We start from the raw sequence: 13,216 nt of genomic DNA on the forward strand, positions 1-13,216 counted from the left end.
TCACTCGACGAACTTGAGGACCCGGACCTTGGCCCCGCTCTGGCCGCGGAATCGCGCGGCCGCGCTCGCGATGCGCGCCGCCTCCGCCCGCGCCAGGCTGCAGGGGAACCCGTACTTCTTGAAGACCCGCTCGCTCGCGATCTCGAGCGCCTTCCGGCAACGCGACACGAAATCGTCGATGAAGTAGCTCTCCCCGACGTCGAGGTGTTCTTTGACGACGAGCGACGGAGAGTAACAGACCTGCTGCTCGCCGCTCGGCCACTCGATCACGAAGCGCATCTCCGGCATACGTCGCTCGTCCTAGTTATGGCGGGATCCGAGGAACTCGCGGTAGACGCCGGCCGCGATGCGCGCCGAGCGCTCCCACGTGTACCGCGCCGCGGCCTCGATCGCCGCCGCGCGCAGGCGCCGCCTCACGCCTCCCTCCAGGATAGCCTCCATCGCGGCCGCGAGATCCTCTGTTCTCGAGGGATCGACGAGCAGCGCGCTCTCCCCGTCTCGGAGGAACTCGGTGAAGGGAGGTTGAGCAGAGCTCACCACCGGCGCGCCCGACGCCATCGCCTCGAGCAGGACGAGCCCGAACCCCTCGCGGACGGACGGAAATACGAACGCGTCGGCAATGCGGTAGAGCGGCGGGATCAGCGCGTCGGGGAGCACGCCCGCGAGGACGAGCGGCGGCGGCGCGCCCGCGGCCCGTGCCCCCGCCGCAGGCGCGCCCGCGGGCGCGGGAAAGACGCCGTGTTCCCGCGCGATCGCCTCGAACTCGCGCTGGTAGGGCGCGTAATCGAACAGCGTCTCTCCGCCCGCGATGATCAGCTGGGCCCCGGGCAGCCGCCTCCGGACCGACAGGAACGCCTTGAGCAGGCCGATCGAGTTCTTGCGCGGCTCGACGCCGCCCACGGTCACGTAGAGCGGCGACCCGGTCGCGTCGAGCCGCGCCCGGAGCTCCGCGTCGCGCGCGTCCGGCGCCGGCGAGTACCGCCGCAGGCTCACGCCGTTCGGGACGATCGCCGCGTCGACGCCGAGATCGGCCCGGAGCGTCCTCCGCCACGCCTCGCTGACGACGAGGCACGCGTCCGCCTCGCGCACCGAGCGCTCCTGGCAGTCGCGCAGGTAGGGGCTGTCGTAGTCGTCGAGGTGGTGCACCGTCCGGAGGAAGTGGGGGACGCGCCCCTCGGCGCGCAGCGCGGCGAGCGCGTTCGCGCTGATGCAGTCCTGGGAGTGCCAGATGTCGTGCCGCGCCCCGAGGCGGCGCAGCCCGGCCTCGAACTCCGCGATGCGCTGCCGCACGACCGCGTCGATCCCCTCCGGCGGGGGCGCGGCGGGCACGAGGACGGCGGGGCAGCGCGGCGGCCGGTAGAAGCCGCCCTGGTCCTTGTTCAGCGCGTAGATGCAGACCGAGACGCCGAGGTCGTGGAGCGCCTCCGCGAGCTCCACCGTGTGCACGACGCCGCCGCGCGGCTTGGTCGAGTAGGTGAGCAGCGCGACCGAGAGCGGCGCGCCGGGCGCGTCGCCGGCGCTCATCGCGCGCCCTCGCCCGCGAAGCCGGTGAGCGGCTCGGCCGAGAGGTCCCACAGCGTCTGCCGCTCGCCGGCGGCCTCGAGGGTGAGCCGCCGCGAGCCGTCGACGGCGCCGACCGCGGCGCTCGCGATGCCGCGCCGGGCGAAGGCCGCGAGGACCGCGCCGGCGGCGTCGGGGCGCACGCTGAGCAGGAAGCCGTAGCTCGGGAACGCGAGCAGCCAGCGCGCGAGCGACGGATCGCGCACGTCGCCCGGCCGCGGGACGGCCGCGACGTCGAGCACCGCGCCGACGCCGGACGTCTCCAGGAGCATGAGCAGCGTCCCCGCGACGCCGCCCATGCTGATGTCCTTGCCCGCGTCGCACAGGCCCGCCTCGGCGAGGGCGGGCAGGACCTCGAGGTCGCCGCGGAGCCGCGCCGGGTCGGTCCCCGTCGAGGCGTTCCAGAAGGGGTGCTCCGCGTGCATCCTGCCGCGCAGGTCGATCGCCGCGACGAGCACGTCGCCGGGGCGCGCGGCGAAGCTCGTGATGAGCCGCCGCGCCCGCCCCGCGATGGCCACGGCGAGGGCGTTGTACGGGCTGCGCGCGCTCGTGTGGCCTCCGACGATCGGCACCCCGTAGGCGCGCGACGCGGCGACCATGCCCTCCCAGACCGGCTCCAGCGCGCCGGCCGAGGTCCCCCAGACGACGTCGACCACGGCGATGGGGCGGCCGCCCATCGCGTAGACGTCGCTGACGTTGACCATCACGGCGCTGTAGCCCGCGAACCGCGGGTCTCCTTCGAGGAACGTCGGCCAGATCCCTTCGGCGGCGAGGAGCAGGTAGCCGTCGCCGTCGGGGATGGCCGCGCAGTCGTCGCCGAGCGCGGCGGGCCGATGGACCGCGCCGATCGCGCCGCCTGCGCCGATCGCGCCGCCCGCGCACGGCTCGCCGGACAGGTACCGCGCCGGGAGCTGCACGTCCCGCTTCGCGAGGATGCCGAGGGCGCCCCGCAGCTCGGCCGCGATGCCGGCGAGCATCAACGGAACCTCTGCCCGGGCGGCGGGCGGGGCTCGTCGCTCGGCGGATAGCTCGCGAGGTCGGCCTCCATCAGGTGGTGCGGGCGATCGCGGAACGACCGCTCCTCGAGGGAGCGCCAGTGGATGCTCTCGAAGAACGGCACGTTGGCCGCCTGGACGAGCGCGAGGAACCGCTGGCACCCCCAGCCGTGGGCGGTGGTGACCGCCTTGTGGACGAGGCCGCGGCCGACCACGCCCTGCTTGCGGTGGGCGCGCTCGACGGCGAGCCGGCCGCCGTACCAGAGGCCGGGCTCCGCCTCGTAGATGCGCACCGCGCCGACGACCGCCTCGCCGCCCGGCGCCCCGCGCAGCACGGCCGCGATGGGGAACGCCGAGGCGTCCCAGTCGTCCTCGTCGGTCGTCTTAAACAGCCCTTGCTCGTCGCAGAAGGTGGCCCGGCGCAAGCGGAGGTACGCGAGATACGTGTCCCGCGTCTGCACAAGCTCGAAGCTGTACTGAGGCGTCATCGGAGCTCTCCGAGGTTGGTGTCCATGCCGCGCCGGAGTCCGGCGGCGCCGCGGCCCGGCCTTCCGCCTCGAAGCCCGAGAGCCCCGAGCAGGCGCCGCAGCGGGCGCAGCCCGCCTTCACGTCGGTCGATCGCAGCCCCGCCCGCGCGAGCAGCGGGCCGATGTGCGCGTAGAGCGCCCGCATGAGCTCCCCCGAGGGCGGCGCGCGATCGGCCGCGGGCGTCCCCGGGATGGGCACGAGCGGGACGAGGAACGGATAGACCCCCATCGCGATGAGCCGCTCGCTCGCGTCGAGCAGCGACGACGGCGAGTCGCCGAGCCCCGCGATGAGGTAGGTCGACACCTGGCCGCGGCCGAACACGCGCACGGCCACCTCGAACGCCTCGAAGTACCGGGCCACGCTCACCTCGGCCTTGCCCGGCATCGCGGCCGCGCGCACCTCGTCCTCGACCGCCTCGAGGTGCATGCCCAGGCTGTCGACGCCGGCCGCGCGCATCCGCTCGAACCAGGCGAAATCGTCGGGCGGCTCGCACTGCGCCTGCACCGGCAGGTCGACGCGCGCCTTGATGCCGCGCGCGCAGTCGGCGAGGTGCGCCGCCCCGCGATCGGGCGACCGCGGCGTGCCCGTGGTCAGCGTCACGTGCCGCACCCCGTCGAGCCGCGCCGCCGCCTCGGCGACCTCGCCGAGCTGCTCCGGCGTCTTCTTCGCGGTGGTGCGCCCGGCCGCGAGCGACTGCCCGATCGCGCAGAACGTGCAGGCCTTGTCGCGCTCCGAGTACCGGATGCACGTCTGGAGCACCGTCGAGGCGAGGACGTCCGCCCCGTGCAAGAGCGCGATCTTGGGGTAGGGGATGCCGTCCTTGGTCGAGAGGGCGTAGAAGCGCGGCGCCTTCACGAGGGCGATCGGCGCGAGCTCGTCGCCGTCGCGCTCGACGATGCCCGCGCCGTCGCGCCCGATCCGCGCCACGAACGGCGACGCCGCGGCCTGGTCGGTGTGGATCGGGATCATCACCGTGGCGCCGCGGAGCGTGGCCGCCACGTGCTGGGTCGGCCCCGCCCCGCCGCGGCGCGAGGTCCACGCCGCGCGGCCGCCCTCGCCGCCTTCCGACGTCGGCGGCGCGGGCTCGCCCGGCGCCGCGGCGCCCGCGCCCGGGGCGCCCTCGGGGGCCTCAGCCAGCCTCAGGCCGAACGACTGGAGCTCGGTGATCAGCGTCTGGGTATCCATGGTCCACCGCCGCAGGATCGAGGGAGGAGGCCTTGGAGCTGCCCGCGCCGAGCATCATCGGTCGCTCTGCCGTGTCCATCCAAAGCCGCAGCAAGTCGGGCCGGGCGTAGTGCCCCGCCGCGTCCATCATCCGTTTTCGCTTCGTGATCAGGGCGAAGTCGAGGTCCGCGACGGCCATCCCCTCGCCGTCGGTCACCGGCGGGCACGCGTGCGCGCCCTCCGGCGTCACGATCGCCGTCATGCACCCGCCGCGCAGCACGCCCTGGATCTGCTCGTTCGGCGCGATCTCCCGGACCTGCTCCGGCGTCAGGAAGGCCGTGGCGTTCACCACGAAGCAGCCCGACTCCAGCGCGTGGTGCCGGATGGTCACCTCCATCTGCTCGGCGAAGATGGACCCGACCAGCGAGCCGGGGAACTGGCTGCAATGGATCTGCTCGTGCTGCGCGATGAGCGCGAACCGCGCGAGCGGGTTGTAGTGCTCCCAGCACGCGAGCGCGCCGAGCCTCCCGACCGCGGTGTCCACGGTCCTGAGGCCCGAGCCGTCGCCTTGCCCCCAGATCATCCGCTCATGGTAGGTCGGCGAGATCTTGCGCCGGTGGAGCACGAGCGCGCCGTCCCTGTCGAAGACGAGCTGCGCGTTGTACAGCGTGCCGTGATCGCGCTCGTTCACGCCGAGCACCACGACCACCCCGTGCGCGCGCGCGGCGGCGGCCACGGCCCGCGTCACCGGGCCGGGGACGGTGACCGCCTCGTCGTAAAGGCGCATGTGCTCCTTCCCCATGGCGGGCGGCGGGAGCACGAAGGAGAAGTAGGGATAATACGGGACGAACGCCTCGGGGAAGACGCAGAGCTCGGCGCCCTCCTTCGCGGCCCTGGCGATCGCGGCGACGACTCGCTCGGTCGTCCCGTCCCTGCTGCCAAGGACGGGACTGGCCTGCACCGCGGCCGCCCGGACTTTGCGGTTGTACTCCATGGACGGCGCTCGGGTCAGAGCGTCCAGGAGTGGACCATGAACGCGTTCTCCCGGCGGTGGATCAGCTGGATGTCGAGCACGTCGAGCGGGCTGATGGGCTTGATTCCCGGGATCAACGCGTGCTCGCCGTGGCCGTAGAGCGCCTGCAGCGCGAACCGGCACGCGTACACCTTGCCGCCCTCCTCCATGAACCGCCCGATCTGCTGGTTCACGGCGAGGTGCCCGGAGAACGCCTCGCTGCCGAGCTTCGGAAACCCGCGCTGCAGCCCCAGCGTGACGCCCGGGCCGTACAGCAAGATGGATGTCTCAAACCCTTTACGCTGAAGGCGGATCGCCGTCAGCACGTTGACGAGGCCGATCGAGCCCTCGAAGGCCACGGTGTGAAAGGTGACCAGCGCCTTCTCGCCCGGCTTCGCCTTGACGTCTTCGAAGACCTTCTCCTCGTAATCGACCAGGAAGTCACCAGCGTTGTAGGCGGGATACGTCGGCTTCGGCATTGGTTACCTCTCTCCTAGAATGAATAAGTTGAGACCATGGCGATTTTCTGAATGCAAGGGAAATGCAGGAACCCGCCCTTTTTTGGTCGCGACTCGATCACGACGGAGGCACGACGGAGGCACGACGGAGGCACGACGGAGGCTCGACGGAGGCTCGAAGGAGGCGCGGAGGATGTGCGATTGTGGATCTCGCGTCGACGCGCGCCGCGGGCGAACCGAGCCGCGCGCGCCGCGGGCCGGCCTCGTTGGTTTCGAGGGCCTATCTCGGTGATTTCGAGGAGGTTTCGCGCGCTTGTCCGCGCGCGTGAGCGCGGCTCGATCGGTGTTGCGGGCTCGTGCGTCCGAGCGGCACTCGCTGGCGGGAATGCCGGCGGGAATGCCGGCGGAGCGCCCTGCCCTCGGGCGCCCTGCTATCGCTGCTTCTTTCGCCCCTTCGCGCTCTTGCCGCCCTTGCCGCCCTTGCCGGCCTTCATGCCCTTGGCGGGCTTCGTGCTCTTGCTGGCCTTGACACGACGAGTTGTCCGTGCGTCCGCGTCGCGCCGCTGCCGGCGCGGCTTCGGCTCGTCCGACATCGCGTCTCCGGCGAGCCGTCGGCCGTAGATGGTGCGCCGGAGGATGGCCACGTCCTCGATCTGCACGAGCATCGCGTCGCCGATCGCGATCCGGTCCCCCGACCGGCGGCCGATGACGCGCAGCCCCTCGTCGTCGATCTCGTAATCGTCCGGGCCGAGCGACTCCATGCGGACGAGCACGTCGACGAAGGGATCCTCGATGTTGACGTAAACGCCCGTCCCCACGATGCCCGTCACGGTGCCCTCGAAGGTGTCCCCGAGCCGGGAGCGCATGACCAGCGCGCGGTGCAGGTCGACCACCTCGCGCTCCACCTCCATCGCCTTGCGCTCGCGCTCCGACGCCAGGATGGCCGCCTCGCGCAGCCGCTCGAGCGCCGCCTCGCTCCGGTCGACGCGCTCGCCGCGCAGCACCGCGCGGATCGCGCGGTGGGCGGTGATGTCCGGGTACCGCCGGATGGGCGAGGTGAAGTGCAGGTACGCGCTCGAGGCCAGCCCGAAGTGGCCCACGTTGGCCACGTCGTACACCGCCTGCTTCATGGCGCGGAGCAGGAGCATGTGCAGCACCTGCTTCTGCGGGTGCGCGTCGAGCTTCCTCAGGAACGACGACAGCCGCTTCGGATCGGCCGCGTCCTCCGGATCGAACGCGAGCCCGAGCTCCCCGCACATCGTCGCGAAGCGCTCGAGCTTCGCCTGGTCCGGTGGCGCGTGGTACCGGAAGACGGTGGGGATGCCCTGGTCGACCACGAACTGCGCGCAGGTCTCGTTCGCCAGGAGCATCAGCTCCTCGATGAGCTGGTAGGCCTTCGCCACCCCGGGGTCGTGGCTGCGCTTCTGCACGTCGACCGGCGCGCCCGTCGACGGATCGAGCACCACCTTCGCCTCGGGCAGGTCGAGGTCGAGCGCGCCCCGCCGCATCCGCCGGCCGCGGAGCAGCCGGGCGAGGTCCCACATCACCTGGAGGTCGTTCCTGAGCGCCTCGGCCTCCGGGCTGCGCGGCGGATCGGGCGTGAAGCCGAGCGCGCGCGCCACGCCGGGGTAGGTGAGCTTCGCGATCGACCGGATGTACCCCTCGATGACGCGGGCGCGCCGCACCGTCGCGGTCGGGTCGAGCTCGACCTCGACGCACAGGCAGAGCCGGATCACGCCCGGCAGGAGGGAGCAGAGGTTCGACGACAGCGCCCGCGGCAGCATCGGGATCGCGCGATCGGGCAGGTAGATCGAGTTGCCCCGCCCGAGCGCCGCCTGGTCGAGCGCGCTGCCCGGCCGCACGTAGTGCGACACGTCGGCGATCGCGATCCAGGCCCGGTACGAGCCGTCGTCCTCGCGGATCACCCAGACCGCGTCGTCGTGGTCGCGCGCGTCCTCCGGGTCGATCGTCGGCATGGGCAGGTGGGTGAGGTCGGTGCGCCCCTCGAGCGCCTCGGCCGGCACCTCGCCCCCGAACGCCTCGGCCTCGGCGATCGCCTCCTTCGGATGCTCCTCCTCGATCCCCTCGCGCATCAGGATCTTGGCGACCTCGACGTTCGGGTCGCCCGGCGTCCCGAGCACCGCCTCGAGCACGCCCTCCGGGTTCTCGTCGGGGAGGTCCGGGAAGCGGGCGATCGACACGACCGCCGCGGCGCCGTCCTCCGCGTCGGGCGGCGCGAGCGGCCCGCCCGGCTCGCGCGGCACGATCACGATCGGCCCGCGGACGCGCCCGTCGTCCGGCTCGAGCCAGGCGCTCCTGCCTCGCCGCCTGAGCACGCCCGCCACGCGCGCGTGGCGCCGCTTGACCACGCGGACGATCTCCCCCTCCACGCCGCGCCGCGAGCGCGTCGCGATGCGCACCGCGACGGTGTCGCCGTGGAGCGCCCCGCCCATCGCCTCGGGCGAGATGTAGACGTCCTCGGCCGCTCCTCCGAGCGACACGAACCCGAAGCCGCGCGGGTGCACGGTCAGCGTGCCCTCGCGCTCGGCGCCGCGCGCCTCGACCTGCTGGCGGCTCACGCGGAACCGCTGGCCGGGGAGGGCGACGATGCTTCCCTCCGTCGACAGCTCCTCGAGCAACCGCTGCAGCTTCGTGTAGCGGCTCGGCTCGACCCCGAGGCGCTCGGCGATCTCGTTGGCGTGCAGGGCGCGCTTGAACGACGACAACAGATCGACCACGGCCTCCCGGCGGCGCGCGCCGGAGCCGGTCGTCGGGGAATCTCCGCGAGATGGGGAACGCATGAAACTCGACTAGCACGAGTCTCCTCTGGCTGGCTGTCGCCGCCCGGGTCCGGTATGCCTCGAACCCGCGCCTCTGGCGCCGCCACGGACCGATGCTGCTGAACTCGATCGCCCTGCTCCTCGCGCTGATGCTCCTCGTCTTCCTCGCCGGGAGGGGCAACGTCTTCGCGGTGCGTCCGGCGCGCGGCAGACACGGCGCGCGTGAATCCGCGGAGGCGCCTCGGGCCGGCCCCGAGGTGCCCCCCCGCGACGGACCCGCGACCCAGGCCGAGGGGCCCGCGACCTCGACCGGCGAGGCGCAGGCCGGGCGCGCCCGGTTCGTCGTCACGCTCTTCCGGCTCGCGCTGTTCGTCGCCATCGCGGCGAGCGCGGCGCTCGTGGTCGAGTACCAGAACGCCGGCGACCCGGCGTTCTGCGGCGTCAGCTCGGGCTGCTTCGCCGTCCGGGTGTCGCCGTACAGCCGGCTGCTCGGGGTCCCGCTGCCGAACCTCGGCCTCGCCGCCTTCACCACGCTCCTCGCCGCCTCGCTGCTCGCGCGGGAGCGCTGGCACCACGTCGCGATCGCGGCGGCCTCGGCCGCCGGCGGCCTCGCCGCCACGGTGCTCCTCGGGCTGCAGGCCTTCGCGATCGGCGCGTTCTGCGCGTGGTGCGTCGCGGTCGACGTCGCGGCCCTCGCCGCCGCGATCACGTCGGCGCTCGTCGCCTGGCAGGCGTGGCGCATGCCGCGCGCCGCGTTCGATCGCGCCGCGCAGGGCGGGCTGCCGGCCACCACGGCGTGGGGCGCGGCCGCCGTGGCGGCGGTCGGCCTGCCGTTCCTCTGGGGCAGCTACCCGGTCATCCCGCCGCTCCCGCCGGAGCTCGCGGCGCTGCAGGAGCCTGGCAAGATCACGGTCGTCGCCTTCACCGACTTCGAGTGTCCCTTCTGCCGCCGGCTGCACCCCGAGCTGAGCCAGATGGAGGAGCCCTACGGCGATCGGCTGCGCCACGTGCGCAAGATGGTGCCGCTGCCCAGCCACCCCGGCGCGCTCCCCGCGGCGAAGGCCTACGTCTGCGCGCCCGCGGACAAGCGCGAGCAGGCCGCGGCGCTGCTCTACAGCGCGTCGCCCAGCAAGCTCACGGACGACCGCGTCGCGTCCGTCCTCTCGCCGCTCGGGCTCCCCGCCGGCTTCGAGGCGTGCCTCGCCGCGCCGGAGACCCAGGCCACGATCGACGCGGACGTCGCGCTGTATGGGCGGATGGAGGCGCGCGGGCTCCCCGCCACCTACGTCGGGCGGCGGCTCGTGGTCGGCTACAACCCCGATCGCCTCCGCGATGCGCTGCGGCGCGAGGCCGCCGGAGATCCGCTCAGCCTGCCGCTCCCGCTGCTCTTCGTCGCCCTCTTCGGCGTCTCCGCGGCCGCCGTGGTCGTGGGCAGCCGGGATCGTTCGCGCGGCGCGTCGGGCGGGTCCGCCGCGGCGCCCCCGTCGTCGGCGGCGGCGCCGTAAGCCGCGCCGCGCCCGTCCGCCGCCTTTCGCGGCCGGTCGGCGGGTGACAGAATAGCTCATGAGTGATCATCCCGAGCTAGCCGGCAAGCTCCCGCTGGAGTTCTTCCGGCAACTACCCAAGACCGATCTGCACGTCCACCTCGACGGCTCCTTGCGCCTCGAGACGATCATCGACCTCGCCCGCAGCAACCGCGTCGAGCTCCCGACGCACGAGCCGTCGGAACTGCGCCGGGTGATGAACCTGGGCCAGAACTGCGGCTCGCTGGTCGAGTACCTCAAGGCGTTCGACATCACGCTGCGCGTCCTCCAGACCGAGGAGGCGCTCTATCGCGTCGCCTACGAGCTCGCGGAGGACGCCGCGCGCGAGAACGTCCGTTACATGGAGGTCCGCTACTCGCCGATGCTGCACACCCGCCTCGGCCTGCGCCTCACGAGCGTCGTCGAGGCGGTGCTCTCGGGGCTCAGGGCGGCGCGCGACGCGCTGGGCATCGAGAGCAACGTCATCGTCTGCGGCATCCGGAACATCTCACCGGAGTCGTCGCTGGAGATGGCGGAGCTCGCGGTGGCCTACAAGAGCCGCGGCGTGGTCGGGTTCGACCTCGCCGGCGCCGAGTACGACCACCCGGCGAAGCACCACAAGGCGGCGTTCCAGCTCGTGCGCCAGAACAACATCAACTGCACCATCCACGCCGGCGAGGCCTACGGCCCCGAGTCGATCGCGCAGGCGCTGCACGTCTGCGGCGCGCACCGGATCGGCCACGGCTGCCGCCTGCGCGAGGACGGGGGCCTGCTCCACTACATCAACGATCACCGGATCCCGCTCGAGTGCTGCCCGTCCTCGAACGTGCAGACCGGCGCCGTCCGCGACCTCGCCTCGCACCCGCTCAAGCTCTACCAGAGCCTCGGGCTGCGCGTGACGGTCAACACCGACAACCGGCTCGTCACCGACACGACGGTGTCGCACGAGCTCTGGCACTGCCACACGAAGATGGGATTCGGCCTGAAGGAGATCAAGTCGACCATCGTGGCCGGCTTCAAGAGCGCCTTCCTGCCGTTCCACATCAAGCAGGCTTACCTCCGCCGCGTGACCGAGGAGCTCGAGCGCTTCTCCGCCGACGGCTCGATCCGCCCCGCCCCGCCGCCGGCGCCCCCTGGCCACGAGATCCTCGAGCTCACCCCGATGGACGGGAAGGACGGCCGGCAGGGGGCGCAGACGCCGGTCGAGAAGGCCCCCAACTGACGCGCTGGCCTCCCCGCGCGGCGAGGGCGGCCGCGGGGCGCACCCGGGCGGGGCTCAGCCGCCCTTCCACTCGGTCCGCTGCACCACGGGCAGCTGCAGCGCGCGCTCCCGGTCGAGATCGAGCGAGCCGAGGTGGATCGCGATCGGCGCCTGCACCCACTTGAAGATCGATCTCGAGAACAGGGTCGCGAACTTCTCGGCCCACGCCCGCAGCGCCGCCGGGTCCTTGTCCGGGAACAGGCTGGGGAGCGCCGCGGCCAGCTCGTCGGCGGCGAGCTTCTCGGCGCCGTAGAGATAGAGGCACGCGTCGAGGACCTCGAACGGCATGAGCTCGGCTTCCCCCGACTGGTTCTCGGCGAGCTCCGGCCCCGCCGTCGTGGCGAGCGTCTGCTGGATCCCCTTGAAGCCGAAGCGCTGCGAGAGGCGCTCGATCAGGGCGATGACCACGGTCTTCGGGAGGTTGGCGATCACGCTGAACGCCCCCTCGAGATCGCCGCCCACCGTGGTGTAGCCGAGCGCCTTCTCGCTCATGTTCCCCGTCTGCAGGAACAGCGCGCCGCTCGTGTTCGCCCAGTTCCACATGCGCCCGCCGCGGATGCGCGCCTGCACGTTCTGCCGCGTGAGCTCGGTGAGCTGCCGGCCCTCGCCGACCATCGCCTGGGCGGCCTCGAGCTCCCGGGGGAACGCGTCCTCGATCGGGATCACCGCGAACGAGGCGCCGAGATCGTCGGCGATCTGCGCGGCGGCCCGGTGCGTCGCGTCGCTGGAGTAGCGCGAGGGCATGAAGAACGCGTGGAGCGACGCCTTCATCTGCGCCCGCAGCGCCTCGCCCTCGAGGCCCGGGTGGAGGAGCTGCACCGCGCGCCAGGCGACGAGCAGCGTGAGGAGCGAGTCGCGGCCGCCCGAGAGCGCGAGGCCGATGCCCTTGAAGGCGCCGATCTTGCGGTAGTAGTCGGCGACGCCGAGCGCGAGCACCTCGTAGAAGTCGTCGAGCAGCTCGTCGCGCGCCGAGATCGCCGGCAGCGCCGCCGAGGGCAAGAACGGCGTCGTGCCCGGCGGCGGGGCGGGGTAGGCGAGCCGCGAGCGGTCCGCGGTCTGCCCGGGCGCCCGGAGGACCTCCACCATGTGCGGGGAGGCGCGGCGGAACTCCTCGAGGTCGCTGCGCCAGGTGCTCGCCTCGCGGCGGCAGCGCGTCGTCCGGTCGAGGTCGACCACGGCCGCGGCGTACCCCTCGCGGAAGCGCGGCGCCTCCAGCATCGGGCGGCCGTTCTGGTTGATGAACCCGCCGCCGTCGAAGACGAGCCCGTCGTTGCCGCCGACCAGGTTCGCGTAGGCGATGGTGCACTGGTTGTCCGCCGCGCGGGTCGCGATCATCTCGCGCCGGGTGCCCGTCACCCCGGCGCGGAACGGCGACGCCGAGATGTTGCAGATGATCTCGGCGCCCGCGTAGCAGCGGCGCCGCATCGGCCCATCGGGCGACCAGATGTCCTCGCACACCTCGACGGCGATCGTCCCGAAATCGAAGGCGAGGATGCGGTCGCCGCAGATCACGCCGTCGGCGTCGAGCTCCATGAACGGCATGCCGCGCGAGAACGTGCGCGCCTCGTAGAAGATGTTGTACGTGGGCAGCTTCTCCTTCGGGGAGAAGGCGAGCACCTGGCCGGCGTGGACGATCGCGCCGGCGTTGAAGAGGTCGCCCCCCACGCCGACGGTCACGCCGATGACGAACACGGTGCGGAGCGACGCGGTCTCCTCGGCGAAGCGGCGGAGCTCGCGCTGCTGGCTCGCGATGAACGCGGGCCACTGCACGAGGTCCTCGGACGCGTAGCCGCCGATCACCTGCTCCGGGAAGACCGCCAGGGTGACGTCGTCGCGCGCCATCGAGCGGGCGAGCGCGAGGCACCGGTCGGTGTTCGAGCGGACGGCGCCGACGGTCGCGTTGACGTTGGCGATTCCGATCTTGACGAGTCGCAT

The 13,216-nt window shown here is 72.7% G+C and carries 11 protein-coding genes; 2 read left to right on the top strand and 9 right to left on the bottom strand.

All coding sequences use genetic code 11. The features are described 5' to 3' along the window. The 8 genes from WMF20_RS49425 to rnr all read right to left on the bottom strand — a co-directional run bounded on the left by WMF20_RS49425 (position 1) and on the right by rnr (position 8,518). On the bottom strand, positions 1 to 288 hold the full coding sequence (locus WMF20_RS49425) for an MSMEG_0570 family nitrogen starvation response protein (RefSeq protein WP_437609036.1): 288 nt from the start codon (positions 286 to 288) through the stop codon (positions 1 to 3). Between the two features lie 12 nt (positions 289 to 300). Next, complete coding sequence (locus tag WMF20_RS49430) at positions 301 to 1,524, bottom strand: MSMEG_0565 family glycosyltransferase (protein ID WP_437609038.1); 1,224 nt, start codon at positions 1,522 to 1,524, stop codon at positions 301 to 303. Continuing rightward, positions 1,521 to 2,537: a sll0787 family AIR synthase-like protein gene (locus WMF20_RS49435; protein WP_437609040.1), complete on the bottom strand. Its 1,017-nt coding sequence runs from the start codon at positions 2,535 to 2,537 to the stop codon at positions 1,521 to 1,523. The genes WMF20_RS49430 and WMF20_RS49435 overlap by 4 nt, the downstream gene beginning before the upstream one ends. Further along, on the bottom strand, positions 2,537 to 3,043 hold the full coding sequence (locus WMF20_RS49440; RefSeq protein WP_437609042.1) for an MSMEG_0567/Sll0786 family nitrogen starvation N-acetyltransferase: 507 nt from the start codon (positions 3,041 to 3,043) through the stop codon (positions 2,537 to 2,539). The genes WMF20_RS49435 and WMF20_RS49440 overlap by 1 nt, the downstream gene beginning before the upstream one ends. Beyond that, positions 2,940 to 4,268: an MSMEG_0568 family radical SAM protein gene (locus tag WMF20_RS49445; RefSeq protein ID WP_437609044.1), complete on the bottom strand. Its 1,329-nt coding sequence runs from the start codon at positions 4,266 to 4,268 to the stop codon at positions 2,940 to 2,942. Before WMF20_RS49445 ends, WMF20_RS49440 begins: the two co-directional genes overlap by 104 nt. Next, a complete protein-coding gene (locus WMF20_RS49450; protein WP_129580775.1) occupies positions 4,213 to 5,241 on the bottom strand; it encodes a Nit6803 family nitrilase in 1,029 nt (342 codons plus the stop codon). Before WMF20_RS49450 ends, WMF20_RS49445 begins: the two co-directional genes overlap by 56 nt. A 14-nt stretch (positions 5,242 to 5,255) precedes the next feature. Continuing rightward, the gene (locus tag WMF20_RS49455; protein ID WP_020742060.1) at positions 5,256 to 5,738 is read right to left on the bottom strand and encodes an MSMEG_0572/Sll0783 family nitrogen starvation response protein; all 483 of its coding nucleotides are present in this window, start codon (positions 5,736 to 5,738) and stop codon (positions 5,256 to 5,258) included. 410 nt (positions 5,739 to 6,148) lie between these two features. Beyond that, positions 6,149 to 8,518 (bottom strand): ribonuclease R, encoded by a 2,370-nt coding sequence (rnr, locus tag WMF20_RS49460; RefSeq protein WP_437609046.1) that lies wholly within the window; start codon positions 8,516 to 8,518, stop codon positions 6,149 to 6,151. Between the two features lie 92 nt (positions 8,519 to 8,610). Between rnr and WMF20_RS49465 the strand changes: the two genes are divergently transcribed. Continuing rightward, positions 8,611 to 10,002, top strand: a complete 1,392-nt coding sequence (locus WMF20_RS49465; RefSeq protein WP_437609048.1) for a vitamin K epoxide reductase family protein — start codon at positions 8,611 to 8,613, stop codon at positions 10,000 to 10,002. A 58-nt stretch (positions 10,003 to 10,060) separates the two neighbouring features. Then, a complete protein-coding gene (add, locus tag WMF20_RS49470) occupies positions 10,061 to 11,242 on the top strand; it encodes an adenosine deaminase (RefSeq protein ID WP_437609050.1) in 1,182 nt (393 codons plus the stop codon). A 54-nt stretch (positions 11,243 to 11,296) separates the two neighbouring features. Here add and nadE read toward each other — a convergent pair whose 3' ends face one another. Continuing rightward, positions 11,297 to 13,216, bottom strand: a complete 1,920-nt coding sequence (gene nadE, locus WMF20_RS49475) for an NAD(+) synthase (protein WP_437609052.1) — start codon at positions 13,214 to 13,216, stop codon at positions 11,297 to 11,299.

This window comes from Sorangium sp. So ce834 (assembly GCF_051521425.1).
In the GTDB taxonomy this organism is placed as follows: domain Bacteria; phylum Myxococcota_A; class Polyangia; order Polyangiales; family Polyangiaceae; genus Sorangium; species Sorangium cellulosum_D.

What these genes read in the sequence shown, in the direction of transcription:
- WMF20_RS49445 (WP_437609044.1), bottom strand. Translation starts at nt 4,268, where the DNA reads ATGGATACCCAGACGCTGATCACCGAGCTCCAGTCGTTCGGCCTGAGG.
- WMF20_RS49450 (WP_129580775.1), bottom strand. Translation starts at nt 5,241, where the DNA reads ATGGAGTACAACCGCAAAGTCCGGGCGGCCGCGGTGCAGGCCAGTCCC.
- nadE (WP_437609052.1), bottom strand. Translation starts at nt 13,216, where the DNA reads ATGCGACTCGTCAAGATCGGAATCGCCAACGTCAACGCGACCGTCGGC.
- WMF20_RS49435 (WP_437609040.1), bottom strand. Translation starts at nt 2,537, where the DNA reads ATGCTCGCCGGCATCGCGGCCGAGCTGCGGGGCGCCCTCGGCATCCTC.
- WMF20_RS49430 (WP_437609038.1), bottom strand. Translation starts at nt 1,524, where the DNA reads ATGAGCGCCGGCGACGCGCCCGGCGCGCCGCTCTCGGTCGCGCTGCTC.
- add (WP_437609050.1), top strand. Translation starts at nt 10,061, where the DNA reads ATGAGTGATCATCCCGAGCTAGCCGGCAAGCTCCCGCTGGAGTTCTTC.
- WMF20_RS49465 (WP_437609048.1), top strand. Translation starts at nt 8,611, where the DNA reads ATGCTGCTGAACTCGATCGCCCTGCTCCTCGCGCTGATGCTCCTCGTC.
- WMF20_RS49440 (WP_437609042.1), bottom strand. Translation starts at nt 3,043, where the DNA reads ATGACGCCTCAGTACAGCTTCGAGCTTGTGCAGACGCGGGACACGTAT.
- WMF20_RS49455 (WP_020742060.1), bottom strand. Translation starts at nt 5,738, where the DNA reads ATGCCGAAGCCGACGTATCCCGCCTACAACGCTGGTGACTTCCTGGTC.
- WMF20_RS49425 (WP_437609036.1), bottom strand. Translation starts at nt 288, where the DNA reads ATGCCGGAGATGCGCTTCGTGATCGAGTGGCCGAGCGGCGAGCAGCAG.
- rnr (WP_437609046.1), bottom strand. Translation starts at nt 8,518, where the DNA reads ATGCGTTCCCCATCTCGCGGAGATTCCCCGACGACCGGCTCCGGCGCG.